We start from the raw sequence: 24472 nt of genomic DNA, 5'->3' as shown, positions 1-24472 counted from the left end.
TCGAGTTCGACACACGGCGTGGACAGGCGGCGTGTGCGGACGACGAACGCAGTACAGGACGCAGGAGGCGCACGTGACGCAGGGACCGCTGACCACCGAGGCCGGAGCCCCGGTCGCCGACAACCAGAACAGCGAGACCGCGGGCGTCGGCGGGCCGGTCCTCGTCCAGGACCAGCTCCTGCTGGAGAAGCTCGCCCACTTCAACCGCGAGCGCATCCCGGAGCGGGTGGTCCACGCCCGCGGCGCCGGCGCGTACGGCACCTTCACGGTGACCGCCGACGTGACGAAGTACACCCGGGCGGCGTTCCTCTCCGAGGTCGGCAAGGAGACCGAGACCTTCCTGCGCTTCTCCACCGTCGCGGGCAACCTCGGCTCGGCCGACGCGGTGCGCGACCCCCGCGGCTGGGCGCTGAAGTTCTACACCGAGGAGGGCAACTACGACCTCGTCGGCAACAACACCCCGGTGTTCTTCATCAAGGACGCCATCAAGTTCCCGGACTTCATCCACACCCAGAAGCGCGACCCGTACACGGGCAGCCAGGAAGCCGACAACGTCTGGGACTTCTGGGGCCTGAGCCCCGAGTCGACCCACCAGGTGACCTGGCTCTTCGGCGACCGGGGCATCCCCGCCTCCTACCGCCACATGGACGGCTTCGGCTCGCACACCTTCCAGTGGAACAACGAGGCCGGCGAGGTCTTCTGGGTCAAGTACCACTTCAAGACCGACCAGGGCATCCGCAACCTCACCCAGGACGAGGCCGACCGGCTCGCCGGCCAGGACCCCGACTCCCACCAGCGCGACCTGCGCGAGTCCATCGAGCGCGGTGACTTCCCGAGCTGGACCGTCTACGTCCAGATCATGCCCGCGGCCGAGGCGGCGGCGTACCGCTTCAACCCGTTCGACCTCACCAAGGTGTGGCCGCACGCCGACTACCCGCGCATCGAGATCGGCAGGCTGGAGCTCAACCGCAACCCGGAGAACGTCTTCGCCGAGGTCGAGCAGTCGGTCTTCAGCCCGGCGCACTTCGTCCCCGGCATCGGCCCGTCCCCGGACAAGATGCTCCAGGGCCGGCTCTTCGCCTACGGCGACGCCCACCGCTACCGCGTCGGCATCAACGCCGACCACCTGCCGGTCAACCGCCCGCACGCCACCGAGGCGCGCACGCACAGCCGGGACGGCTTCCTCTACGACGGCCGTCACAAGGGCGCGAAGAACTACGAGCCCAACAGCTTCGGCGGCCCCTTCCAGACGGACCGCCCGCTGTGGGCGGGCACCGCGGTGACCGGTGTCACCGGTGACCACGCGGCCGCGGTCCACGCCGAGGACGACGACTTCGTCCAGGCGGGGAACCTCTACCGGCTGATGTCCGACGACGAGAAGGACCGTCTGATCGGCAACCTGGCGGGCTTCATCGCCAAGGTGTCCCGTGACGACATCGCCGAGCGCGCGATCGGCAACTTCCGTCAGGCGGACGCGGACTTCGGCAAGCGGCTGGAGGCCGCGGTCCAGGCCCTGCGCGGCTGACCGCCTGCCGTCGGCCCGAGGCCGGACCCCCGTCCACCGGGGGTCCGGCCCCGGTGCGTCCGGGCTCCGCCCTCAGCCCGCCGCGACGGTACCGGCGTGGCGCCTGGCGGGCACCCAGCAGCGGATGATGTCGCGGACGGAGACGATGCCCACCGGGCCGTCCCGGTCCATGACGATGAGATGGCGGAATCCGCCGTGCGCCATGGCCTCGGCCGCCTCCTCCAGGGTCCAGGCGGGTGCGGCGAAGACGACGTCGGTGGTGGTGTGGGCCCCGGCCGTCTCCAGATCCGGGTTCTGGCCTGCGCCGATCGCGTTGAGGATGTCCCGTTCGGTGAGGATCCCGAGACTCGAATCGCCGTCGAGGACGACGGCCGCTCCGACACGGCGCGCGGCCATCAGGCCGGCCGCCTGCCGGAGTGTGTGGGCGGGTCCGATGGTCAGCACCACCGTGCTCATGGCGTCACGGACGAGCATGGACTTGAGCCACCTCCTTCGTGTCCGGCTCTCCAGCTGGAGAACCGATTCACAAGTTCACAAGTGGGAGAGCTCTCAGAGTCCCAGTCCTGGGAGGAGGCGGCAAGAGGGCGTGCGGCACCCGTCCCGGGCGCCCCGCGAAGCCGCTGGTGACGCGCCCCGGGCGCCGGCGAAACCGCCCCCGCGGGCGTCAGCGGCGCTGGTTCAGATGACCGAGCAGCTCCCGGTGGAGCAGCCCGTTCGAGGCCGCCGCGTTCCCGCCGTGCGGACCGGGGGTGCCGTCGAGGCCCGTGTACAGGCCGCCCGCCTCCTGCACCACGATCGCCGGGGCCGCCATGTCCCACAGGGACAGCTCGGGCTCCGCGCAGATGTCCACCGAGCCCTCGGCGACCATCATGTAGGACCAGAAGTCGCCGTAGCCGCGGGTGCGCCAGCAGGCCCGGGTCAGGTCGAGGAAGCCGTCCAGCCGCCCCTGCTCCTCCCAGCCGCTCAGCGAGGAGTAGGCGAAGGAGGCGTCCCGCATGCGCTCCACCTTCGAGACCCGCAGCCGGGTCGCGGACGACAGGCTGCGCCCGGAGTACGCGCCCGCGCCCTTCGCCGCCCACCACCGGCGGCCCAGCGCCGGGGCCGACACCACGCCGACCACCGGCTGGAAGCCGCCCTCGCCCGCCTCCATGAGGGAGATCAGGGTGGCCCACACCGGCACGCCGCGCACGTAGTTCTTGGTGCCGTCGATCGGGTCGACGACCCAGCGGCGCGGGCCCGTGCCCTCGATGCCGTACTCCTCGCCGAGGATCGCGTCCCGTGGCCGTGCCCGCTGCAACTGGCCGCGGATCAGCTCCTCCGCCGCCTTGTCCGCCTCGCTCACCGGCGTCATGTCCGGCTTGGTCTCGACCTTGAGGTCGAGCGCCTTGAAGCGCTCCATCGTGACGGCGTCGGCGGCGTCCGCGAGGACATGGGCGAGGCGCAGATCATCGTGGTAGTCGGGCATGACGTCACTCTATCGGTGCCCCTCGCCGCCCCCGAGGGACGGCGGAAGGGCGCGGGCCGCCGGATGCCTTGACAGGTGCGGGCCGCGCCCCAACTCTGTCCGCACAGGCCGCCCTTGCGGCCGGAGCACGCGCCCGGCGCGGCCGGGCGAGGCCCCGGGAGGCGCCCATGCCCGCAGCACGCGAGGCCCTGCTCGACGCCGCGGCCGCGGCCCTGCGGGCACGGCCCTGGTCCGCCGTGCGGATGGTGGAGGTCGCCGCGTCGGCGGGGGTGTCGCGGCAGACCCTCTACAACGAGTTCGGCGGGAAGGACGGGCTGGCGGGCGCCCTGGTGCGCCGGGAGGCGGAGGGGTTCCTGCGGGGCGCGGGGCGGGTGGTCGCCGAAGCCGGCGAGAGCGGTGCCGGGGAGATGGAGCGGTGTGTGCGCCTCGCCGAGTGGACCGCCGGGCGGATGGCGGGGCGCCCGTTGCTGGGGGGTCGGGCGGGCCGGTGAGGGGCCGGGTGCGTCAGTGGGAGGAGCCCGAGAGCTGGAGGCCGATGACGCCGACGATCACCAGGGAGATCGAGACGATCTTGAGCGTGGAGACCAGGTCGCCGAGGAAGACCATGCCGTAGATCGCCGTCCCGGCGGCGCCGATGCCCGTCCACACCGCGTACGCGGGGCCGACGTCCAGCTTGCGCAGCGCGAGGGTCAGCAGGCCGAAGCTCCCGAGGGCGAAGATGGAGAACGCGACCGTCGGCCAGAGCCGGGTGAACCCGTGCGAGAGCTTGAGGCAGACGGCGAAACCCGTCTCCAGGAATCCGGCGACCACGACCAGCAGCCACGCCATTGGTCCAGGACCTCCCGAGCTCGGTGACTGCCGTGTCTGACTCGGTGCGATTATGCCCTTACCGGGCGCTTTCGGGCGTATGCGCCTCGCGCGTCAGTCGCCTTCGCGTCGTTCCCTGGTCGCCAGCAGCCGCCGCAGCGAGTAGAGCCGGGCCGGGTCCGCGTGGCCCTCGGCCACCCAGGCGTCCAGGGCGCAGTCCGGTTCGTCGTGGGAGCAGGCGCGCGGGCAGCCCTCCGTGCCGGGCTCCAGGTCCGGGAAGGCGTGGATGACGCGGGACGGGTCGACATGGTGCAGTCCGAACGACCGCACGCCGGGGGTGTCGATCACCCAGCCGCCCTCCTCGGACGCGAGCGGCAGGGCCAGCGCCGAGGTCGTGGTGTGCCGGCCGCGGCCGGTGACCGCGTTGACATGGCCGGTGCTGCGCCGCCGCTCCTCCGGGACGAGCGCGTTGACCAGCGTCGTCTTCCCCACGCCGGAGTGGCCGACGAAGGCCGTCGTCCTGCCGGTCAGATGCTCGCGCACCCGCTCGGCGGCCAGCCCGTCGACGAACTCCTCGCGGGTGGTGACCACATGGGGCACGCCCAGCGCGCCGTACATCTCCAGCAGCTCGTCCGGGGCCGCCAGGTCCGACTTGGTCAGCACCAGCAGCGGCTCCAGGCCGCCGTCGAACGCGGCGACCAGGCAGCGGTCGATCAGCCGGGGGCGCGGCTCGGGGTCGGCCAGCGCGGTGACGATGGCGAGCTGGTCGGCGTTGGCGACGACCACGCGCTCGAAGGGGTCGTCGTCGTCGGCGGTGCGCCGCAGCACCGAGGCGCGTTCCCCGATCCGCACGATCCGGGCCAGGGTGTCCTTGTCGCCCGACAGATCGCCGACGATGTCGACCCGGTCGCCCACGACCGCCGCCTTGCGGCCGAGTTCGCGCGCCTTCATCGCCGTCACGATCCGGTCGTCGACCAGGCAGGTGAGCCGGCCACGGTCCACGGTGAGGACCATGCCCTCGGCCGCGTCCTCGTGCTTGGGGCGGATGTTCGTGCGCGGCCGGTTGCCCTTGCGGTTCGGGCGCGAGCGGATGTCGTCCTCGTCGGTGTGCTTGCCGTAGCGGCGCATGACGTCAGGCCCCGAGCATTTCGGCCCACATCCGCGGGAAGTCGGGCAAGGTCTTGGCCGTGGTCTCCACGTTCTCGATCTCCACACCGGGAACCGCCAGCCCGATCACCGAACCCGCGGTGGCCATCCGGTGGTCGTCGTAGGTGCGGAAGACACCGCCGTGCAGCGGGCGGGGGCGGATGTGGAGGCCGTCCTCGGTCTCGGTGACGTCGCCGCCGAGCTCGTTGATCTCCTTGGTGAGCGCGGCCAGCCGGTCCGTCTCGTGCATCCGCAGGTGGGCCACCCCGCGGAGGGTCGAGGGGGAGTCGGCGAGCGCGGCGACGGCGGCGATGCCGGGCGTCAGCTCGCCCACCTCGCCCAGGTCCACGTCGATGCCGTGGATCCGGCCGCTGCCGGTGAAGATCAGCGCGGTGCCGTCCGGGGTCGTGGTCAGCTCGCAGGAGCCACCCATCTCGGTGAAGATCCGCCGCAGCGCGTCACCGGGCTGGGTGGTCCGCTCCGGCCAGTCGGGGATGGTGACCCGGCCGCCGGTGACCAGCGCCGCGGCCAGGAACGGCTGGGCGTTCGAGAGGTCCGGCTCGATGGTCAGGTCACGCCCGAGGAGCGCGCTGTGCGCCACCCGCCAGACGTTCGGCTCGCCGCCCGTCTCCGGCTCGTCGACCCGGGCGCCGACGGCGCGCAGCATGTCGACCGTCATCCGGATGTGCGGCATCGAGGGCAGCACCGAACCCACGTGCCGCACCTCGACGCCCTGGTTGAAGCGGGGGGCGGAGAGCAGCAGGGCCGAGACGAACTGGGAGGACGACGAGGCGTCGATACGGACGGCCCCGCCCTCCAGCGCGCCGCCGCCGTGCACCGTCAGCGGGAGCGCCCCGCGGCCGCCGTCGTCGATCCGGGCGCCGAGGGTGCGCAGCGCGCCGATCACGCCGCCGAGCGGGCGCTCGTAGGAGCGGGGGTCGCCGTCGAAGCGGATGGGGCCGTCGGCGAGCGCGGCGACCGGCGGCAGGAAGCGCATCACCGTGCCGGCGTTGCCGACGTCGACGGTGGCGGGACCGTGCAGGCCGGCCGGGATGACCCGCCACGCCTCGCCCTTGCCGCCGGTCGTGCTGGAGGAGACGGTCTCCTCGATGCCGACGCCCATGGCCTGGAGGGCCGCGGACATCAGCAGGGTGTCGCGGGAGCGCAGCGGGCGGCGCAGCCAGCCGGGCTCGGCCGCGAGGGAGGCGAGCACCAGGGCCCTGTTGGTCACCGATTTCGATCCGGGCACGGTGACCGTCGCTTCGACGGGTCCGCCGGCTCGGGGGGCGGGCCACAGGACGGGGTGCACGGAGCTCTCGGTCATGGCCCTCACTTTAGTGGCTCGTCAGCGGCCCGCCCCGGCGCCGGAACGGGGCACCGGGGCGCCGTGGGCGCCGGGGCGGGCCCCTACAGTCCGAGCAGCCAGCGCGCGCCGCCGATCAGGCAGCAGAACGAGACCAGGTGGAAGAAGCCCAGCCAGACCGCCGCCGGCACATGGGTCAGGCGCGCGAGCTGGTCCGCGTCGGAGTCCGGGGCGCCGCCGCCGCGGCGCTTCGACTGGAGCTCGAACACCGGGCGGACGCCGCCGAGCAGCATGAACCACACGGCCGTGTAGGCGAAGGCGGACTGAACGTCGGGCTCCGTCAGCCAGGACACCAGCACGAACGCGGCGCCGGTCAGGGTCACCGTCAGCAGCCCGTAGGCGTTGCGGACCATCAGCAGCAGGGCCAGCAGCAGGCCGGTCGCCACCCAGAGCAGCAGGGTGATGCGGTCCGCGGCCAGCAGCCACGCGCCGCCGAGCCCGAGCAGCGGCGCGGCCGTGTAGCCGGCCGCCGCGGTGAGGATCATGCCGAGGCCGGTCGGCTTGCCGCGGCTGACCGTGAGGCCGCTGGTGTCCGAGTGGAGCCTGATGCCCTGGAGCGAGCGGCCGGTGAGCAGGGCCACCAGCCCGTGGCCGCCCTCGTGCGCGATGGTGACGGCGTTGCGTGACAGACGCCACAGCGAGCCCGGCAGCACCGCGGCGAGCGCCACCAGACCGGTGACGGCGACGAGCCAGAGTTCGGGGCCGGACTGGGTGCCGCTCAGGCGGTCCCACAGATCGCCCGCGGCGGCCGTGGCGGTGTGTGTCGTGACCATTTCGCGGGCGGCTCCCTCGTACGGCGTATCGAAGTGGCAGTGTGGCACTTATGTGCGGACGGTATGCAGCGAGTCGGCGGCCCGAGGACCTGACGGGCCTGTTCCAGGTCGAGAAGTGGGAGCCCGAGGAGGCGCTCGCCCCGGACTGGAACGTGGCCCCGACCAAGGAGGTCTACGCGATCCTGGAGCGTCCGGTGAAGGACGCGGCCGACCGCCGGCCGGTTCGCCAGATGCGGGTGCTGAAGTGGGGCCTCGTGCCGTCCTGGGCGAAGACGCCGGAGGGCGGCGCCCGGATGATCAACGCCCGGGCGGAGACGGTCCACGAGAAGCCGTCCTTCCGCAGGCCGTTCCTCTCCCGGCGCTGCATCCTGCCGGCCGACGGCTACTACGAATGGGTCACCGGCACCGGAGAGCGGGAACTGGAGGTCGAGGGGCGGAAGAAGAGGCCGCGCAAGCAGCCGTACTTCGTCACCCCCGCCGACGGCTCGGTGTTCGCGATGGCCGGCCTCTACGAGTTCTGGCGCGACCGCACCCTGCCCGACGACCACCCCCGGGCCTGGTGGGTGACCTGCTCGGTGATCACCACCGAGGCGGAGAAGGGCCCGCTGGGCGTGGCACCGGCCGAGGGCCCCGGGTCGCTGGCCGACATCCACCCGAGGATGCCGCTGATGCTGACGCCCGACCGCTGGGACGCCTGGCTGGACCCGGCCCGCACCGATCCGGACGAGCTGCGGGGGCTGCTCGCCCCGCCGCCGGAGGGGCTGATGCGGGCCTACCCGGTGGCCACCGCGGTGAGCAATGTGCGCAACAACGGCCCCGAGCTGCTGGAGGAGCTGGCCGGTCCCGAGGAGCCGGTGCTGTTCTGACACGCCGTCCGCCCGGGGCGCCTGCCGGACGGCCGCGCCCCGGGCGGGAGGATGGGGGCGTGAGTCGTACGCAGATGGTCGCAACGGACGCCGGCGAGGCCCGCGTCACCTGGTTCACGGCACCCGGAGCGCGCCTGGTGCTGGCGCTCGGCCACGGGGCCGGCGGCGGGATCGGGGCGCGGGACCTGGCGGCGATCGCCGCCGCGCTCCCCCCGCACGGCGTCACCGTCGCCCTGGTGGAGCAGCCCTGGCGGGTGGCCGGCAAGAAGCTCGCCCCCGCGCCGAGGACCCTCGACGCCGGGTGGCACGGAGTGTGGCCGGTGCTGACGGAGGCGGGCCCGCCGGTGGTCGCCGGCGGCCGCAGCGCCGGGGCGCGCGTCGCCTGCCGCACGGCCACCGCGCTCGGCGCGGCCGGGGTGCTCGCGCTCTCCTTCCCCCTGCACCCGCCGGGCCGGCCGGAGAAGTCCCGGGCGCCCGAGCTGCTCGGCGCCGGTGTGCCCACGCTGGTGGTGCAGGGCGGCAACGATCCGTTCGGGCATCCGGACGAGTTTCCCGAGGGGCCCTGGGAGATGACCGAAGTCCCGCACGCGGACCACGGCTTCGCGGTGCCCAGACGGTCGGGGACCACCGAGGAGCGGACGCTGGAGACGATCACCGGCGCGGTGGTGCGGTGGACGGCCGCGCTGGGCTGACGGGCCCGGGAATGCGCGGCGGCGCCCCGCTGTTGAGCCGGATGTCAGAAACGAATTCGGAGTAGGGAGTCCACCACATGGGAACGACCTTCTGCCCGGCAGCCGGCCGCGCCTCAGGGCTGGACTGGACAGTGCTGTCACAGGGCGGGACCGGGGCCGTTCCCGTGGCGGGCGGCACCGGTGAGCAGGCCCCGGCGAGGCAAGGTCGACTATTCTCCGATGCGAGCGGGTCCGCTTTCGGTCCCGCCACAGCGTTGGAGGAGGTGGGTCCGGTCACTGGGACCGACGCGGGGACCGACGACGGCCGGGCGGAGCAGTCCGAGGAGACGACGGCGGAGCGCAACGCCCGTTTCGAGCGGGACGCCCTCGGCTTTCTCGACCAGATGTACTCGGCGGCGCTGCGCATGACGCGCAACCCGGCCGATGCCGAGGACCTGGTGCAGGAGACGTACGCGAAGGCGTACGGCTCGTTCCACCAGTTCCGCGAGGGCACCAACCTCAAGGCGTGGATGTACCGCATCCTCACCAACACCTTCATCAACTCGTACCGCAAGAAGCAGCGCGAACCCCAGCGCAGCGCGGCGGAGGAGATCGAGGACTGGCAGCTCGCACGGGCCGAGTCGCACATGTCGACCGGTCTGCGCTCGGCGGAGTCCCAGGCCCTCGACCACCTGCCGGACTCCGACGTGAAGGCCGCCCTTCAGGCGATTCCGGAGGAGTTCCGCATCGCGGTGTATCTCGCCGACGTCGAGGGCTTTGCGTACAAGGAGATCGCGGACATCATGGGGACACCCATCGGTACGGTGATGTCCCGCCTGCACCGCGGCCGCCGCCAGCTGCGCGGCATGCTGGAGGACTACGCCCGCGAGCGCGGGCTGGTCCCGGCCGGTGCGGGGGAGTCGAACGACGCGAAAGGCTCGGGCTCATGAGCTGCGGAGAGCCGCACGAGACGGACTGCTCTGAGGTCCTGGACCATCTCTACGAGTTCCTCGACCACGAGATGCCCGACAGTGACTGCACCAAGTTCGAGGTGCACTTCGAGGAGTGCTCCCCGTGCCTGGAGAAGTACGGCCTGGAGCAGGCGGTGAAGAAGCTGGTCAAGCGGTGCTGCGGCCAGGACGACGTGCCCGCCGATCTGCGGGCCAAGGTGATGGGGCGGATCGACCTGATCCGTTCCGGCCAGGCCGTGCCCGACCAGGACGTGGCCGCCGCACAGGAGTAGCACCGCCCGGCGGTGCCGTACGGGGAACGCTTGCGAGGGCGCGGACCAGGGGTCCGCGCCTTCGTCATGTCCCCGCCCCGGCTGTTCACCCGTACGTGGGAAACGGCTCCGAAGCGCCCCGGCCCGCCTCCCGTCTCGCTAGCGTGACGCGGGAGTCGAGGAGGACGCGGGCAGTGACGGCCACACCCAGGGCGGCAGGCGCCGTCATCTGCGCTGCCGCCCTCGGCGCCGCCCTGTGCGCCGCTCCCTCGCTGACGGCGCCCGGTGTCCCGTGGACCGCCGTCGCCCTGCTGGCCTGCGTGTACGCGGTGTGCGAACTGCCCGGCCGCGGCACCGGGCGGGGCGTCCCCGCCGCCGTCGGCGCCGGCTCCTTCTTCCCCGTGCTGCTCGCCGCGGCCTTCCTGCTGCCGCCGGCCGCCGCCGCGCTCGTCCCCGTGCCGGGCGCCCTGCTCGGCGCGATGGACGGCAGCGGCACCGCGCCCTGGATCCGGCGCGCCTGGCACGCCGCCGAACTGGCCCTCGCCACCCGGGCCGCCGCGGCGGTGTACGCGTGGGCGGGCGGCGCCACCGCCCTGGACGCGGCGGACTTCCCGTACGTCCTGGTGCCCGTGCTCGCCGCGGCGCTCGCCTTCGGACTGGCCCTCGGCGCCCTCGACACCCTGATCCGGGCGAGCGCCGAGCGCACCCCGCCGCGCCGGGGCGCGCTGCGGCCGCTCGCGCCGGCCCCGCACGCCGTGCACGGCCTGGCCGGGCTGATGATGGCCGTGCTGTGGCGCAGCTCCTACGGGCCGGTGTCCGCGCTCTTCGTGCTGCTGCCCATGTACATCTCCTGCTGGATCTTCGCGCAGTACCACCGGGAACGGGCGGCGCACCGGGCGACCATCCGGGCCCTGGTGCACGCCGTCGACCTCAAGGACCGCTACACCCGGGGCCACAGCGAGCGGGTCGGCCGGGCCTCGGTGCTGATCGCCCGCGAGCTGGGCATGCCCGAGGGGCGGCTGGAGACGATCCGCTTCGCCGGGATCCTGCACGACGTGGGCAAGCTCGGCGTACCGACCAGGGTGCTCCGCAAGGACGGCCCGCTCACCCCGGAGGAGCGGCGGGTGATCGAGCTGCATCCCGAGTACGGGCACGAGATGGTCCGCGGCATCGGCTTCCTCGGGGAGGCGCGGGCCGCCATCCTCCACCACCACGAACGGCTGGACGGCACCGGCTACCCCTACGGACTCGCCGGCGGGTCCATCCCCGAGTCCGCCCGGGTGGTGGCCGTCGCCGACGCCTTCGACGCCATGACCTCCACCCGCTCCTACCGGCGCTCCCGCCCGGTCGCGGACGCCCTGGCCGAACTGCGGCGCTGCGCCGGGACCCAGTTCGACCCGCTGATGGTGGGCGCGCTGGTGCGCGCCGTGGAGCGGGAGGGCTGGGAGACGGCCGTCACCTCCGACGAACCGGGATCCCTCCCGGCACCTCAGCGGGGGAGCGCCGGCGCGGACCGGTCGAGGTCCGGATGAGATCCGCGGCGGCGGGAGCGCACGGGGCGGCACGGGCCGGGGCCTCGCCCCGGGGGCTGGTCGCCCCCCTCGTGCACGGCGCGGCCGCGGCCCTCGCCGTCTGGGCGGTGGCGGCCACGGCGCACACCGGGCTCGTCGATCCGGCCGTCGCCCTGGCCTTCGGCGCCTTCGCCGCGGTCGGCGAACTGGCGCGGTGGAGCGCGCCGGCCGACGCGGGGCCGGTCGCGGTGCCCCGCGAGCCGTGGGGGCGGGAGCCCGCGCCGCTCGCCGCCGCCGGCTCCCTCGCCTACGCCCTGCTCGGCGAGTGCGCCGGGCGCCCCACCGGCCACGGAGCCCTCCAGGTCGTCGCCGTGGTGCTGGCCGCCGCGCTGGTGGGCGCGGTGCCCCGGGTGGCCCGGGGCGACGGCGCGGTGCCCGACCGGGTGGCCAGGCGGGTGCTGACCACCGCCTTCGCCGCGGTCTGCTTCCAGCCCCTCTACAACGCGGGCACGCTGGACGAGGAGCTCGGGCACGGCAGCGCGTACGCGCTGTTCCTGCTGGTGCTGCTCGGGCTCACCGCCCTGTGCGACGCCGTGCTGGCCGCCGCCCTGCTGAGCGCCCGCACCGGGTCCCCCTTCGGGAGCGCCCTGCGCGAGGAGGTGGGGGAGCTGCGCGGCATAGGCCCCGCCGTGTGCGCGACCGGGGCCGTGATGGCCCTGGCCGTCGCCGTCGCGGGGCTGTGGGCGCTGCCGGTCTTCTGTGTCCCGCTGCTGCTGACCCAGCTCGCGCTGCGCCGGTACGCCGCCGTGCGCACCACCTACCGGCAGACCATCGTCTCGCTGGCCCGGGCCACCGAGATCGCCGGCTACACGCCGTCCGGCCACGCCCGCAGGGTCGCCGCGCTCAGTGTCGCCGTCGGCCGCGAGCTGCGGCTGCCCGGGCCGGAGCTGACGGTGCTGGAGTACGCGGCGCTGATGCACGACATCGGTCAGCTCTCCCTCGTCGACCCGGTGCCCGGCGGCGCGACCGCACCGCTGCCGGCCGCCGAGCAGCGCCGTATCGCCCTGCTCGGCGGCGCGGTCGTCCGCACGACCGGCGTCGCGTCCGCGGTGGCGGCCGTCGTGGAGCGGCAGGCCGATCCGTACCGGGAACAGCCGCTCACCGCGAGAATCGTCCGCGCCGCCAACGCATACGAGGACCTGGCCGGGGGAAGCGGAGCCAGTGCGGGAGGAGCTCTCGCGGCGCTGGAGCAGTTGCGCCTGGGGACCGGGCACGACTACGCGCCCGCGGTCGTCGAGGCGCTGGCCCGGGTGCTCGGGCGGGGCGCGGGGCCCGGCGCCTCCGGCTGAGGGCGGGCCCGCGGCACAGGGTGAACCCCGCTCCCACCGGGGTAACCCATGGGTAATGAGCGAGCCTGCGACCGGGCATGGTTGGATGCGAAAGAAGGCACTGAAGAGGTGCACAGGCATGTCCGGGGCCCTGGCCCGAGCGACCGGCAGGCGGGAAGCGTGAAGATCTTCGGGAAGGTACGGCATCGGCCCTCCGCCTCGTGGCGGCAGGCCACCGACCGCGCGTTCACGCTGATCGGCGACGGCCGGTACGAGGACGCGGGTGCGCTGCTGACGAAGGCGGCGGACCTTGAACCGTGGCTCTCCGAGTCCTGGTTCAACCTGGCGCTGCTGCACAAGTTCCGGCACGACTGGGAGCAGGCGCGGGCCGCCGGACTGCGCGCGGTCGCCCTGCTCGACAAGGAGACCGGCGCCCCCGACTGGTGGAACGTCGGCATCGCGGCCACCGCCCTCCAGGACTGGCCGCTGGCCCGTCGTGCCTGGCAGGCGTACGGGCTGAAGGTCCCCGGCGCGGTCGCGGCCGGCGCCGAGCCCGTAGGCATGGACCTCGGCAGCGCCGCGGTGCGGCTGTCGCCCGAGGGCGAGGCCGAGGTGGTGTGGGGCCGCCGGCTGGACCCGGCACGCATCGAGGTGCTCTCCATCCCGCTGCCCTCGTCGGGCCGCCGCTGGGGCGAGGTCGTGCTCCACGACGGGGTGCCCAACGGCGAGCGGACCACCAGCGCCGGGCCGTCCTACCCGGTCTTCGACGAGATCGAGCTGTGGGCGCCGTCACCGGTGCCGACCTGGGTGGTGCTGCTGGAGGCGGCCACCGAGGCCGACCGGGACGCCCTGGAGAAGCTGGCCGCCGACGCGGGCTTCGCCGCCGAGGACTGGTCGTCGTCCGTGCGGCTGCTGTGCCGCGCCTGTTCCGAGGGCCGGATGCCCAGCGCCGAGGGCGAGGGCGAGCACCTCGACCCCCACGACCACAGCGAGCCCGGTCACCCCGGACCGCTCGGCCACCGCACCGCCGGGGACCTGTGGTCGCCGGAGCGCGAGTGCGGCATAGCCGCTCCTCCCGGACTGGTGCGCGGGCTGCTGGACGGCTGGGTCGCGGACAGTCCGGACTCCCGGGAGTGGCGCGATCTCGAGGAAGTCTGCTGACCGCTGCCCGTAGGCTGTACGGACACAGCGTGACCGGCAGCGGGCCGGGATGGCGGTACGGAGAAGGGCGCAGAGGCTGACATGGCGTCGCAGCAGTCGCAGCAGCAGACGGACGAGCAGGTGAACGACGGTTTCGTCGTCGACACGGAGAACTGCGAGGAGCGCGAGCTGGCGTACCGCGAGCGCGGCACCTCGCGTCCGATCACGGTGGTGGGCAACCCCGTGCTCCACAAGGAGTGCAAGGACGTCACGGAGTTCGGCGACGAGCTCGCGTCCCTCATCGACGACATGTTCGCCAGCCAGCGCACCGCCGAGGGCGTCGGGCTCGCCGCCAACCAGATCGGCGTCGACCTCAAGGTCTTCGTCTACGACTGCCCCGACGACGACGGCGTCCGTCACACCGGTGTCGTCTGCAACCCGGTGCTGGAGGAGCTCGCCCCCGAGCAGCGCAACCTCGACGACTCCAACGAGGGCTGCCTCTCCGTCCCGACCGCGTACGCCTCCCTCGCCCGGCCCGACTACGCGGTGGTGCGCGGCCAGGACGCCCAGGGCAACCCGATCAAGGTGCGCGGCACCGGGTACTTCGCCCGCTGCCTCCAGCACGAGACGGACCACCTGTACGGCTACCTCTACATCGACCGGCTCTCCAAGCGGGACCGCAAGGACGCGCTGCGGCAGATGGCCGAGGGCACCCCGCGCTACGAGGTCGTCCCCAACGACTGACGCGTACTCCCGCCGCGCTCGATCACGGCGGCAGCGGCCGAAGGGCCCCGCTCACCAGGAGCGGGGCCCTTCGGGTGTGCCGGGGGCGCGGCGCCGGGCCGGGGGCTGCGCGTCCGCCGGCGGGGCGCCTCGTCGCCGGATGGTCATGGAGAGGTCAAGTCTCAGTATTCCGTGGGGTGTTGACGCGCGTAGCGTGTCACGCCAGTCTCGTGCGTACACAGCTTTCACAACAGGGAGACGCAATGCTGAGACGAACGGCACGACTTCTGTTGTCCATGGTCATGCTCGCTGTCGCCGGGCTGGCCGGTGTCGTCGCCACCGCCGGATCGGCACAGGCGGACGGCTGCTACACCTGGGGCAGGACGCTGAACCAGGGCGCGACCGGCGCCGATGTCACGCAGCTCCAGATCCGGGTCGCCGGCTACCCGGGCTACAACTCCGTCCTCGCCATCGACGGCTCGTACGGCCCGGCCACCGCGGCCGCCGTCAAGCGCTTCCAGGCCGCCTACGGGCTGGCCGCCGACGGTGTCGCCGGACCGAACACCTTCAACAAGATCTACGCGCTGCAGGACAACGACTGCACGCCGATCCACTTCACCTACGCCGAGCTGAACAACTGCAACTCGACGTGGGCGGGTGGCGCGGTGAGCGCGGCCACCGCCAAGTCGAACGCGCTGCGCACCATGTGGAAGCTGGAGGCCCTGCGCCACGCGCTGGGCGACCAGCCGATCCGGGTGACCAGCGGATTCCGGTCGACCTCCTGCAACAGCGCGGTCGGCGGAGCCTCCAACAGCCGCCACCTGTACGGTGACGCGGCCGACCTCGGCTCCGGCCCCCACTCGCTGTGCACGCTGGCCAAGCAGGCCCGCAACCACGGGTTCAACGGGATCCTGGGCCCGGGCTACCCCGGTCACAACGACCACGCGCACGTCGACCACCGCCCCAGCAAGTACTGGTCCGCGCCCACCTGCGGCGTCTGACCGGACACACCCGCGGCCCGCGCCTCCCCCCGTGGGCGGCGCGGGCCGCGGTGTGCCGGGCGCGGGATCAGAAGTCGTCGTCGAAGGCGACCGAGCCCTCCACGGCGACCTGGTAGGCCGAGGGGCGCCGCTCGAAGAAGTTCGTCAGCTCCTGCACACCCTGCAACTCCATGAACGAGAACGGGTTCTCGGACCCGTACACCGGAGCGAAGCCGAGACGCGTCAGCCGCTGGTCCGCCACGCACTGGAGGTACTCGCGCATCGATGCCGTGTTCATGCCCGGCAGTCCGTCGCCGCACAGGTCGCGGCCGAACTGGAGCTCCGCCTCCACGGCCTCCTTCAGCATCTCGGTGACCTGGCGGCCCAGTTCCTCGTCGAAGAGTTCCGGCTCCTCCTTGCGGACGGTGTCGACGACCTCGAAGGCGAAGTTCATGTGCATCGTCTCGTCCCGGAACACCCAGTTGGTGCCGGTCGCCAGACCGTGCAGCAGCCCGCGGGAGCGGAACCAGTAGACGTAGGCGAAGGCGCCGTAGAAGAACAGGCCCTCGATGCAGGCCGCGAAGCAGATCAGGTTCAGCAGGAAGCGGCGGCGGTCCGCCTCGGTCTCCAGCCGGTCGATCTTCTCCACGCTGTCCATCCAGCGGAAGCAGAACTCCGCCTTCTCGCGGATGGACGGGATGTTCTCCACCGCGGCGAAGGCCGCCGAACGGTCCTCGGGATCGGGCAGATAGGTGTCCAGCAGCGTCAGATAGAACTGGACGTGCACGGCCTCCTCGAAGAGCTGACGGCTCAGGTACAGCCGCGCCTCCGGCGAGTTGATGTGCTTGTACAGCGTCAGCACCAGGTTGTTCGCCACGATCGAGTCGCCCGTCGCGAAGAACGCGACCAGCCGGCCGATCATGTGCTGCTCACCGGGGGTGAGCTTGGCGAGGTCGGCGACGTCCGAGTGGAGGTCGACCTCCTCCACCGTCCAGGTGTTCTTGATCGCGTCCCGGTAGCGCTCGTAGAAGTCGGGGTAGCGCATCGGGCGCAGCGTCAGTTCGAACCCGGGATCCAGCAGGTTCTTCTCGGCGGGGGTGGTCACTGGCATGCCTCGCAGGACTCGGGGTTTTCGAGGGAGCAGGCGACGGCATCCTCGGGTGTCGCCTGCGCGGGTACGGGAACGGCGGCGGACGCGGCGCGGGCGATCCGGGTCGCCGGGCGCGAACGCAGGTAGTACGTCGTCTTCAGGCCCTGCTTCCAGGCGTACGCGTACATCGACGACAGCTTGCCGATGGTCGGCGTCTCCAGGAACAGGTTCAGCGACTGGCTCTGGTCCAGGTACGGAGTCCGGGCCGCGGCCATGTCGATCAGGCCGCGCTGCGGGATCTCCCAGGCCGTGCGGTACAGGGCGCGGACCTCCTCGGGCACCCACCCGAAGCCCTGGATCGAGCCGCCCGCGTCACGCAGCGCCTCACGGGTCTGCGCGTCCCAGACCCCGAGCGCCTTCAGCTCGTCCACCAGGTACGAGTTGACCTGGAGGAACTCCCCGGAGAGCGTCTCGCGCTTGAAGAGGTTGGAGACCTGCGGCTCGATGCACTCGTAGACGCCCGCGATCGAGGCGATCGTCGCCGTCGGCGCGATCGCCAGCAGCAGCGAGTTGCGCATGCCGGTGGCGGCGATCCGGGCGCGCAGCGCCTCCCACCGCTCGGGCCAGGCGCGCTCGGTGCCGTAGTGGTCGGGGTGCAGCACACCGCGCGCGGTACGGGTCTTCGACCAGGCGGGCAGCGGGCCGTGGCGCTCGGCGAGGTCGGCGGACGCCTCGTAGGCGGCCAGCATGATCCGCTCGGCGATCCGCGTCGACAGGTCCCTCGCCGCGGGGGAGTCGAACGGCAGCCGCAGCTTGAAGAAGACGTCCTGGAGCCCCATCGCGCCGAGGCCCACCGGGCGCCAGCGGGAGTTGGACCGCCCGGCCTGCTCGGTCGGGTAGAAGTTGATGTCGACGACCCGGTCGAGGAAGGTGACCGCGGTCCGCACGGTCTCGTCCAGCCGCTCCCAGTCGATGCCGCCCGCCGCGGTGTCCACGAACGCGCCCAGGTTGACCGACCCCAGGTTGCACACGGCCGTCTCGCCGTCGTCGGTGACCTCCAGGATCTCGGTGCACAGATTGGACGAGTGCACGACCCGGCCCGCCTCCGCCGTCTGGTTGGCGGTGCGGTTGGCGGCGTCCTTGAAGGTCATCCAGCCGTTGCCGGTCTGGGCGAGGGTGCGCATCATCCGGCCGTAGAGGTCGCGCGCGGGCAGCGTCCTCGTGGCGAGGCCGGCCGCCTCGGCGGCGCGGTACGCGGTGTCGAAGGCGTCGCCCCACAGGTCGACCAGCTCGGGCACGTCGGCGGGCGAGAAGAGCGACCACGTGCCGTCGGTCTCCACCCGCCGCATGAACTCGTCGGGGATCCAGTGCGCCAGGTTGAGGTTGTGGGTGCGCCGGGCGTCCTCGCCGGTGTTGTCCCGCAGCTCCAGGAACTCCTCGATGTCCGCGTGCCAGGTCTCCAGGTAGACCGCGGCCGCTCCCTTGCGCCGGCCGCCCTGGTTCACGGCGGCGACGGAGGCGTCGAGCGTCTTGAGGAACGGCACGATGCCGTTGGAGTGCCCGTTGGTGCCCCGGATGAGCGAACCGCGGGCGCGGACACGGGAGTAGGAGATGCCGATGCCGCCGGCGTGCTTCGACAGCCGCGCGACCTGGTGGTACCGGTCGTAGATGGAGTCCAGCTCGTCCAGCGGGGAGTCCAGCAGATAGCAGGACGACATCTGGGGGTGGCGGGTGCCCGAGTTGAAGAGGGTGGGGGAGGACGGCAGGTATTCGAGCCGGCTCATCAGCCGGTACAGCGCGCCGACCTCGTCCAGGGCCCGCGGGCCGTCGTCCTCGGCGAGACCGGCCGCGACCCGCAGCAGGAAGTGCTGGGGCGTCTCGACGACCTTGCGGGTGAGGGGGTGCCGCAGCAGGTAGCGGCTGTAGAGGGTGCGCAGGCCGAAGTAGCCGAAGCGGTCGTCGGCCACCGGGTCGATCAGCGCGTCCAGCCGGGCGGAGTGCCGCGCGACGAGGGCCGCCGTGCGGTCGGCGATCAGGCCCTCGCGGTGTCCCACCGCAACCGACGCCGAGAACGACACGGCACCCTCGCCCGCGGCCTCCTCGGCGATGGCACGGGCCAGCAGCCGGGCGGCGAGCCGGGAGTACGCCGGGTCCTCGGAGATCAGACCGGCGGCGGCGTCGACGGCCAGGGAGCGCAGCTCGGCCTCGTCGGAACCGCTGTGGCGGCCGCGCAGCGCGGCGGCGGCGACCCTGCCGGGGTCGGTGTCGGGCAGGTCGGCCGTCAGCTCGGTCAGGGTCCGCAGCAGTGCGGTGCCGGGGCCGTCGTGCTGCGTGGCCGATACCGGATCGGCGGGCGCGATGGTCACGGTGGTGCTCTCCCTCGCTCGGCTCCGAACGGCGCGAGGAGGTGGCAGGGCCGTGGCGGGACATGCCGGGACGGCACCGCGCACGGCGTCCACCGGCCCAACCGCGAGGCCCGGACGTCTGGGCACCCGGATCGGTCGAGCCGGGCGCACCGTCGGCAGGTCCTCGGACTCGCGGGTACGACAAAGCGCACCACAGCACACCGTTGCGGGACAGTTCCGGATTCGCACCGGATTCCCCTGCGGCGACAGCGAGATGAGCATACATGTGGGGGCGGGGTGCTGAGTGTGCCCCCACATGTTGTGTCCCCGGCGTGCCGCCGAGGGGTTCAGAGCTCCAGCGCGTACGTCAGCAGCGGAACCGACGGGATGGGCGACCAGTCGCGATCGGGGGTGCGGACGAAGCCCATCCGGCCGTACACGCGGTGCGCCGTGTGCATCGCCGACTGCGTGGACAGCACCAGCCGCGCGCGTCCCAGCGCCCGCGCCCGGTCCACGCAGACCCGCACCAGCGCCTCGCCCGCGCCCCGTCCGCGGGCCTCCTCGGCGACGGCCAGGGTGCGGAACTCGGCCTCGCCCGGCCCCGCGACATCGGCGTAGGGCCCGGGCTCCGGGACGAACGCCACACCGCCGAGGAGCCCGCCGCCCTCGTCCACGGCGACGTAGACCTCGGTGTGCGCCGCCCGCCCCGCGACGTCCCGCAGGACCTCCAGATAAGGGTCCTCCTCCCCGAAGTCGAGGAGGCCGCCCCGCAGGTACGCCTGCGCCGTCAGTTCCCCCAGTGGCCCGTACTCGCCCGGCTCGATCCGCCTGATGGTGATGTCCATGCCGGGCAGTGTGCATCAGGCGACGGCGGAGGGCCGCCGCATTTCCCCGCGCGGGCGCGGGGTGCGACGGCCCTCCCATGGCCGGTGGAGCGGTGGTTCAGTGACCGCCGGGCGCACCCGCGGTGGCGGGCGGGAGCTCGGTCTTGACGCCCGGGTCGCCCGAGTCCGCGGTGTAGTCGGACGGGCTGGTCTCGTCGACGCCGTCGGGGGCCTTCAGGGCCCGCAGGACGAAGGTGAGGACCACGGTGACCACGACGTTCAGCACGAAGGCCGTGAGGCCGATGTAGCCGATCTCGCCGATGCCGGGGATCTCGGCCGAGGAGCCGCCGAAGTGCTTCTGGGTGGGGCTCGCGACCCCGTAGGCGGCGGCCGTGCCGTAGACCATGCCGACGGCCCAGCCGCCGATCAGCGCCCAGCGGTGGAACCAGCGGGTGAACAGACCGCCCACCAGGGCCGGGAAGGTCTGGAGGATCCAGATGCCGCCCAGGAGCTGGAAGTTGATCGCCACCGTCTTGTCCATGGTGAGGACGAAGGCGAGGGCGCCGACCTTGACCAGCAGCGAGACCAGCTTGGAGACCTTGGTCTCCTGGGCCGGGGTCGCGTCCGGCTTGAGGAAGTCCTTGTAGATGTTGCGGGTGAAGAGGTTCGCCGCGGCGATGGACATGATCGCGGCGGGCACCAGCGCGCCGATGCCGATCGCGGCGAAGGCCACGCCCGCGAACCAGTCGGGGAACATGTTCTCGAACAGCTGCGGGATGGCGAGCTGCCCGTTGGCCACGTTGACGCCGGCCGCGATCGCCATGAATCCGAGCAGCGCGAGCAGGCCCAGCATCAGCGAGTACAGCGGCAGGATCGTGGTGTTGCGGCGGATCACCTCACGGCTGCGCGAGGAGAGCGTCGCCGTGATCGAGTGCGGGTACATGAACAGCGCCAGTGCGGAGCCCAGGGCGAGGGTGGCGTAGCCCCAGTGCCCGGCGTCGCCGGGCGCGAGCGCGCCGACGGGCTTGCCGGTCGCCTCGTTGGTCTGCGAGAACTTCTCGCTCGCCGCGGAGAAGATGGCGTCGAAGCCGCCGAGCTTGATCGGGATGTAGATGATCGCCACGGCGATCACCAGGTAGATCAGGGTGTCCTTGACGAAGGCGATGAGCGCCGGCGCCCGCAGACCCGAGGAGTAGGTGTACGCCGCGAGGACACCGAAGGCGATCAGGATCGGCAGGTCCTTGATGAACCAGTGGGTGTTCTCGCCGCCGCCCACGCCCATGACGTCCAGCACGGCCTGGATGCCGACGAGCTGGAGGGCGATGTACGGCATGGTCGCGAGGATGCCGGTGACGGCGACCGCCAGCGACAGACCCTTGGAGCCGAACCGGCCGCGGACGAAGTCCGAGGTGGTCACGTAGCCGTGCTTGTGGGAGACCGACCACAGGCGCGGCAGGAAGGTGAAGATCAGCGGGTAGACCAGGATGGTGTACGGCACGGCGAAGAAGCCGGCCGCGCCCGCCGCGTAGACGGCCGCGGGGACGGCGACGAAGGTGTACGCCGTGTAGAGGTCGCCGCCGAGCAGGAACCAGGTGACCCAGGTGCCGAACGAGCGGCCGCCGAGGCCCCATTCGTCGAGGCTGTTCTCGTTCTCCGCCTTGCGCCAGCGCGCGGCGAGGAAGCCCATGACCGTGACGGCCAGGAAGAAGAAGATGAAGACGGCGAGTGCGACGCCGTTCACGCCGTCCTTCACTTCGACGCACCTCCCTTGCGGGCGCGCTGGTCACGCTGCCACAGCACGTAGGCGACCATGGTGAGCGCGGTCGAGATCACGACCCAGGCCATCTGGTACCAGTAGAAGAACGGGATGCCGATGAGGACCGGTTCGATCTTCGCGTAGGAACCGACCCAGAGCATCGCCACGAAGGGCGCGATCAGGCACAGGGCGATGACCACACGCACGGGGGTGACGACGGGTGGTTCGGTGTTCGGCGCAGGTGGCGCCTCGGGCTCTGCTGACATGTGGCTCCGTCCCCTCACTGGTTCCACGGATCACCTTGCGTAACGGGCAGGAAATCTAAGGGACGTGTGCCCTCCACGGAACCCCCGCCCGGATAACGGACGGATGACGACCACTGGGCGCTCCAGGGGGACCGCTGGGCGCTCCGGAACGACCGTTCGTCCGCGGTGTTTTCCCTGCCGGCGCCGGGTGCGGCCGCCGAACGGCGACAGCCACGCCGGTGGGGCGTGGCTGTCGGGGTGCCCGTCGGGCGGGCGGGGGGAGCGAGGTGCGGCCGGGTCAGTCGGTGGGCCGCTTGAGGCGGGCGACGAACTTGTAGCGGTCGCCGCGGTAGACGGAGCGGACCCACTCCACCGGCTCGCCCCGGGCGTCCAGCGAGTGGCGCGAGAGCATCAGCATCGGCAGGCCGACGTCGGTGCCGAGCAGCCCGGCCTCGCGGGGCGTGGCGAGGGAGGTCTCGATGGTCTCCTCGGCCTCCGCGAGGTGCACGTCGTACACCTCGGCGAGGGCGGTGTAGAGGGAGGTGTACTTGACCAGGCTGCGGCGCAGGGCGGGGAAGCGCTTCGCGGACAGGTGGGTGGTCTCGATCGCCATGGGCTCGCCGCTGGCCAGCCGCAGGCGCTCGATGCGCAGCACCCGGCCGCCGGCGGAGATGTCGAGGAGCCCGGCGAGGGTGTCGTCGGCTGTGACGTATCCGATGTCCAGCAGCTGAGACGTGGGCTCCAGACCCTGGGCGCGCATGTCCTCGGTGTACGAGGTCAGTTGCAGGGCCTGCGAGACCTTGGGCTTGGCGACGAAGGTGCCCTTGCCCTGGATCCGCTCCAGCCGGCCCTCCACGACCAGTTCCTGGAGGGCCTGGCGCACGGTGGTGCGGGAGGTGTCGAACTCGGCCGCGAGGGTGCGCTCCGGCGGTACGGGGGTGCCCGGGGGAAGGGTTTCGGTCATGTCGAGCAAGTGCCGCTTGAGCCGGTAGTACTTGGGCACGCGCGCGATGCGGGTGCCTGCTCCGCCCTCGGGCTCCGTGCCATTCCCGTCCGAGGTCATGGCCTGCCTTTCCGACTGCTGCGCTCGTGCCGTCACCGGCTCCTCCGTCTGTCGCGGCTCACATGGTGGCACGGACCGCTCACGGGTCGTCGCCCTCCCTCAGGTGTCGGTCCTATAACGGACACGACAGCCCTTCTTATACACCCTTGACACCCCTAAAGGTCTAGGCCAAGCTCCCGGTACTGGTCTAAACCATTAGAGACCAGGTCCCAGCCCCAGGGCAGAATCTGGCGCAAGTCCGTCAAGTGCTGCGCGACTCCCGGGTGGTGGGGGGTGGAACTCTTGCATCCCTTTGAGGAGGGTGGCGTGAAGCGCAAGCTCGCAGCAGCGGTGGGTGTGGCGGCCATGATGGCGTCGGTCGCGGCATGTGGTTCGGACGGCGGCAGTGACTCGGCTGCGAAGGACCCGAAGGACCGCAAGGAGACGCTGACCGTCTGGCTGATGGTCGACGCCCAGTCCACCTGGCCGGAGCTGGTCAAGGACGTCAACGCGCAGTTCAACAAGAAGTACCCCGGCGTGAAGGTCGATGTCCAGTACCAGCAGTGGGCGGACAAGGCGAAGAAGCTCGACACGGCGCTCGGCGGCGACAAGTTCCCGGACGTCGTGGAGCTCGGCAACACCGAGACGATGCAGTACATCCTCAACGGGGCCCTCGCGGAGATCGACCCCAAGAAGTACGACAACTCGGACACCTGGATCCAGGGTCTCAAGGACACCTGCGCGTACGAGGGCAAGCAGTACTGCGTGCCCTACTACGCCGGCGCCCGCGTCGCGATCTACAACACCGAGATGCTCAAGAAGGGCGCGGGCATCGACACGCTGCCCACGACCGAGGCCGAGCTGCTGTCCGCCATGGACAAGGTCTCCGCCGAGTACTCCAAGAAGGACAAGCGCTTCTCGTCCCTCTACCTGCCCGGCCGCTACTGGTACGCCGCCATGTCGTACGTCGCCGCGTACGGCGGCAAGATCGCCGAGTACGACGAGGGCGGCAAGGAGTGGAAGGCCTCGCTCTCCTCGCCCGAGGCGCAGAAGGGCATCGAGCACTTCATCAACCTGGTCAAGAAGTACAACAAGGCCGACCAGACCAAGGACGAGCAGGACCACGCCAACGTCATGGCCAACGAGAAGGCCGCCCTTCTCTACGGCAACGGCTGGGAGTCCGGCTCCGTCGTCGACGGCAAGAACAACGGCAACCCGAAGCTCGAGGGCAAGATCCTCACCGCGGGCATGCCCGGCCCTAACGGCAAGGCCCTGCCGTCCTTCATCGGTGGTTCCGACCTCGCCGTGACCGGCAAGTCGAAGGTCGCGGACCTCGGCGAGGAGTGGATCTCGATGTTCACCAGCGAGAAGTCGCAGGAGGTGCTCGCCTCCAAGAACATCCTCCCGAACAACACCAAGCAGCTCGAGCCGCTGAAGGCCAAGCCGGAGACCGCCCCGATCGCCAACGCGGTGCCGGACGCCTGGTTCACCCCGATCGCCCCGGGCTGGACCTCCATCGAGAAGGAGGAGGTCCTGGAGAACATGCTCCTGTCCATCCTCAAGGGCACCTCGGTCGCCGACGCCGCCAAGGCCGCCGACGCCAAGATCAACGAGCTGATCAACCAGGAGTCCTGAGCCGGCAGCCGTCCG

24 protein-coding genes and 1 riboswitch are annotated in these 24472 nt (G+C 72.0%); of the genes, 12 read left to right on the top strand and 12 right to left on the bottom strand.

Annotated features, from left to right (window positions below):
- The first annotated feature begins 73 nt into the window (after positions 1–73).
- Positions 74–1525 (top strand): catalase, encoded by a 1452-nt coding sequence (locus tag JE024_RS12090; protein WP_205373586.1) that lies wholly within the window; start codon positions 74–76, stop codon positions 1523–1525.
- Between the two features lie 72 nt (positions 1526–1597).
- On the opposite strand, the gene JE024_RS12085 is transcribed toward JE024_RS12090, so the two are convergent.
- Complete coding sequence (locus tag JE024_RS12085) at positions 1598–1999, bottom strand: CBS domain-containing protein (protein ID WP_205373585.1); 402 nt, start codon at positions 1997–1999, stop codon at positions 1598–1600.
- 190 nt (positions 2000–2189) lie between these two features.
- Positions 2190–2990 (bottom strand): histidinol-phosphatase, encoded by an 801-nt coding sequence (gene hisN / locus JE024_RS12080; RefSeq protein WP_205373584.1) that lies wholly within the window; start codon positions 2988–2990, stop codon positions 2190–2192.
- Between the two features lie 167 nt (positions 2991–3157).
- Here hisN and JE024_RS12075 point away from each other — a divergent pair, with 167 nt between their 5' ends.
- A complete protein-coding gene (locus JE024_RS12075; RefSeq protein WP_372449795.1) occupies positions 3158–3481 on the top strand; it encodes a TetR/AcrR family transcriptional regulator in 324 nt (107 codons plus the stop codon).
- 13 nt (positions 3482–3494) lie between these two features.
- Here the strand turns inward: JE024_RS12075 and JE024_RS12070 are convergent, their stop codons facing one another.
- From JE024_RS12070 to JE024_RS12055, 4 genes are all read right to left on the bottom strand, one after another.
- Complete coding sequence (locus JE024_RS12070) at positions 3495–3818, bottom strand: DMT family transporter (protein WP_205373583.1); 324 nt, start codon at positions 3816–3818, stop codon at positions 3495–3497.
- Between the two features lie 93 nt (positions 3819–3911).
- Positions 3912–4925, bottom strand: coding sequence for a ribosome small subunit-dependent GTPase A (gene rsgA, locus JE024_RS12065; RefSeq protein ID WP_205373582.1), 1014 nt, complete (start codon positions 4923–4925; stop codon positions 3912–3914).
- Positions 4926–4929: 4 nt separating this feature from the next.
- Positions 4930–6267, bottom strand: a complete 1338-nt coding sequence (aroA, locus tag JE024_RS12060; protein ID WP_205373581.1) for a 3-phosphoshikimate 1-carboxyvinyltransferase — start codon at positions 6265–6267, stop codon at positions 4930–4932.
- Between the two features lie 83 nt (positions 6268–6350).
- The gene (locus tag JE024_RS12055; protein ID WP_205373580.1) at positions 6351–7079 is read right to left on the bottom strand and encodes a M50 family metallopeptidase; all 729 of its coding nucleotides are present in this window, start codon (positions 7077–7079) and stop codon (positions 6351–6353) included.
- Positions 7080–7129: 50 nt separating this feature from the next.
- Here JE024_RS12055 and JE024_RS12050 point away from each other — a divergent pair, with 50 nt between their 5' ends.
- The 9 genes from JE024_RS12050 to JE024_RS12010 all read left to right on the top strand — a co-directional run bounded on the left by JE024_RS12050 (position 7130) and on the right by JE024_RS12010 (position 15541).
- Positions 7130–7945 (top strand): SOS response-associated peptidase, encoded by an 816-nt coding sequence (locus JE024_RS12050; RefSeq protein WP_205373579.1) that lies wholly within the window; start codon positions 7130–7132, stop codon positions 7943–7945.
- A 74-nt stretch (positions 7946–8019) separates the two neighbouring features.
- A complete protein-coding gene (locus JE024_RS12045) occupies positions 8020–8637 on the top strand; it encodes an alpha/beta hydrolase family protein (RefSeq protein WP_205376513.1) in 618 nt (205 codons plus the stop codon).
- 263 nt (positions 8638–8900) lie between these two features.
- Entirely contained in the window at positions 8901–9566 is a 666-nt protein-coding gene (locus tag JE024_RS12040; RefSeq protein ID WP_205373578.1) for a sigma-70 family RNA polymerase sigma factor, read from the top strand.
- Positions 9563–9859 (top strand): mycothiol system anti-sigma-R factor, encoded by a 297-nt coding sequence (gene rsrA / locus JE024_RS12035; protein WP_205373577.1) that lies wholly within the window; start codon positions 9563–9565, stop codon positions 9857–9859. Before JE024_RS12040 ends, rsrA begins: the two co-directional genes overlap by 4 nt.
- Positions 9860–10032: 173 nt before the next feature.
- Positions 10033–11370 carry an HD-GYP domain-containing protein gene (locus tag JE024_RS12030; protein WP_205373576.1) on the top strand — a complete coding sequence of 446 codons (1338 nt, stop codon included), beginning with the start codon at positions 10033–10035 and terminating at the stop codon, positions 11368–11370.
- Positions 11367–12698: an HD domain-containing protein gene (locus tag JE024_RS12025; protein ID WP_244882791.1), complete on the top strand. Its 1332-nt coding sequence runs from the start codon at positions 11367–11369 to the stop codon at positions 12696–12698. Before JE024_RS12030 ends, JE024_RS12025 begins: the two co-directional genes overlap by 4 nt.
- A 159-nt stretch (positions 12699–12857) precedes the next feature.
- Complete coding sequence (locus tag JE024_RS12020; RefSeq protein ID WP_205373575.1) at positions 12858–13838, top strand: tetratricopeptide repeat protein; 981 nt, start codon at positions 12858–12860, stop codon at positions 13836–13838.
- Positions 13839–13919: 81 nt separating this feature from the next.
- Entirely contained in the window at positions 13920–14561 is a 642-nt protein-coding gene (gene def, locus JE024_RS12015) for a peptide deformylase (protein ID WP_205373574.1), read from the top strand.
- Between the two features lie 242 nt (positions 14562–14803).
- Positions 14804–15541: a D-Ala-D-Ala carboxypeptidase family metallohydrolase gene (locus JE024_RS12010; protein ID WP_205373573.1), complete on the top strand. Its 738-nt coding sequence runs from the start codon at positions 14804–14806 to the stop codon at positions 15539–15541.
- Between the two features lie 67 nt (positions 15542–15608).
- Here the strand turns inward: JE024_RS12010 and JE024_RS12005 are convergent, their stop codons facing one another.
- From JE024_RS12005 to JE024_RS11980, 6 genes are all read right to left on the bottom strand, one after another.
- Positions 15609–16631 (bottom strand): ribonucleotide-diphosphate reductase subunit beta, encoded by a 1023-nt coding sequence (locus tag JE024_RS12005; protein WP_205373572.1) that lies wholly within the window; start codon positions 16629–16631, stop codon positions 15609–15611.
- Complete coding sequence (locus tag JE024_RS12000) at positions 16622–18976, bottom strand: ribonucleoside-diphosphate reductase subunit alpha (protein WP_205373571.1); 2355 nt, start codon at positions 18974–18976, stop codon at positions 16622–16624. The genes JE024_RS12005 and JE024_RS12000 overlap by 10 nt, the downstream gene beginning before the upstream one ends.
- A gap of 137 nt (positions 18977–19113) precedes the next feature.
- Positions 19114–19238: riboswitch (cobalamin riboswitch) on the bottom strand.
- Between the two features lie 64 nt (positions 19239–19302).
- Entirely contained in the window at positions 19303–19800 is a 498-nt protein-coding gene (locus JE024_RS11995) for a GNAT family N-acetyltransferase (protein WP_205373570.1), read from the bottom strand.
- Between the two features lie 97 nt (positions 19801–19897).
- Entirely contained in the window at positions 19898–21532 is a 1635-nt protein-coding gene (gene mctP / locus JE024_RS11990; protein WP_205373569.1) for a monocarboxylate uptake permease MctP, read from the bottom strand.
- Positions 21529–21801, bottom strand: coding sequence for a DUF3311 domain-containing protein (locus JE024_RS11985; protein ID WP_205373568.1), 273 nt, complete (start codon positions 21799–21801; stop codon positions 21529–21531). Before JE024_RS11985 ends, mctP begins: the two co-directional genes overlap by 4 nt.
- Before the next feature lie 277 nt (positions 21802–22078).
- Complete coding sequence (locus JE024_RS11980) at positions 22079–22843, bottom strand: GntR family transcriptional regulator (protein ID WP_205376511.1); 765 nt, start codon at positions 22841–22843, stop codon at positions 22079–22081.
- A gap of 306 nt (positions 22844–23149) precedes the next feature.
- Between JE024_RS11980 and JE024_RS11975 the strand changes: the two genes are divergently transcribed.
- Positions 23150–24457, top strand: a complete 1308-nt coding sequence (locus JE024_RS11975) for a sugar ABC transporter substrate-binding protein (RefSeq protein WP_205373567.1) — start codon at positions 23150–23152, stop codon at positions 24455–24457.
- Positions 24458–24472: the final 15 nt, after the last annotated feature.

The organism is Streptomyces zhihengii (assembly GCF_016919245.1).
GTDB lineage: Bacteria > Actinomycetota > Actinomycetes > Streptomycetales > Streptomycetaceae > Streptomyces > Streptomyces zhihengii.
Note: the sequence above shows the minus strand (reverse complement) of the source record. Positions and strands in the feature narration are given on the sequence as shown.

Bases quoted from the DNA above. Each gene is read 5' to 3' on its own strand.
- JE024_RS12085 (WP_205373585.1), bottom strand. From the start codon at position 1,999: ATGCTCGTCCGTGACGCCATGAGCACGGTGGTGCTGACCATCGGACCC.
- hisN (WP_205373584.1), bottom strand. From the start codon at position 2,990: ATGCCCGACTACCACGATGATCTGCGCCTCGCCCATGTCCTCGCGGAC.
- JE024_RS12075 (WP_372449795.1), top strand. From the start codon at position 3,158: ATGCCCGCAGCACGCGAGGCCCTGCTCGACGCCGCGGCCGCGGCCCTG.
- JE024_RS12070 (WP_205373583.1), bottom strand. From the start codon at position 3,818: ATGGCGTGGCTGCTGGTCGTGGTCGCCGGATTCCTGGAGACGGGTTTC.
- rsgA (WP_205373582.1), bottom strand. From the start codon at position 4,925: ATGCGCCGCTACGGCAAGCACACCGACGAGGACGACATCCGCTCGCGC.
- aroA (WP_205373581.1), bottom strand. From the start codon at position 6,267: ATGACCGAGAGCTCCGTGCACCCCGTCCTGTGGCCCGCCCCCCGAGCC.
- JE024_RS12055 (WP_205373580.1), bottom strand. From the start codon at position 7,079: ATGGTCACGACACACACCGCCACGGCCGCCGCGGGCGATCTGTGGGAC.
- JE024_RS12050 (WP_205373579.1), top strand. From the start codon at position 7,130: ATGTGCGGACGGTATGCAGCGAGTCGGCGGCCCGAGGACCTGACGGGC.
- JE024_RS12045 (WP_205376513.1), top strand. From the start codon at position 8,020: ATGGTCGCAACGGACGCCGGCGAGGCCCGCGTCACCTGGTTCACGGCA.
- rsrA (WP_205373577.1), top strand. From the start codon at position 9,563: ATGAGCTGCGGAGAGCCGCACGAGACGGACTGCTCTGAGGTCCTGGAC.
- JE024_RS12025 (WP_244882791.1), top strand. From the start codon at position 11,367: ATGAGATCCGCGGCGGCGGGAGCGCACGGGGCGGCACGGGCCGGGGCC.
- def (WP_205373574.1), top strand. From the start codon at position 13,920: ATGGCGTCGCAGCAGTCGCAGCAGCAGACGGACGAGCAGGTGAACGAC.
- JE024_RS12010 (WP_205373573.1), top strand. From the start codon at position 14,804: ATGCTGAGACGAACGGCACGACTTCTGTTGTCCATGGTCATGCTCGCT.
- JE024_RS12005 (WP_205373572.1), bottom strand. From the start codon at position 16,631: ATGCCAGTGACCACCCCCGCCGAGAAGAACCTGCTGGATCCCGGGTTC.
- JE024_RS11995 (WP_205373570.1), bottom strand. From the start codon at position 19,800: ATGGACATCACCATCAGGCGGATCGAGCCGGGCGAGTACGGGCCACTG.
- JE024_RS11985 (WP_205373568.1), bottom strand. From the start codon at position 21,801: ATGTCAGCAGAGCCCGAGGCGCCACCTGCGCCGAACACCGAACCACCC.
- JE024_RS11980 (WP_205376511.1), bottom strand. From the start codon at position 22,843: ATGACCTCGGACGGGAATGGCACGGAGCCCGAGGGCGGAGCAGGCACC.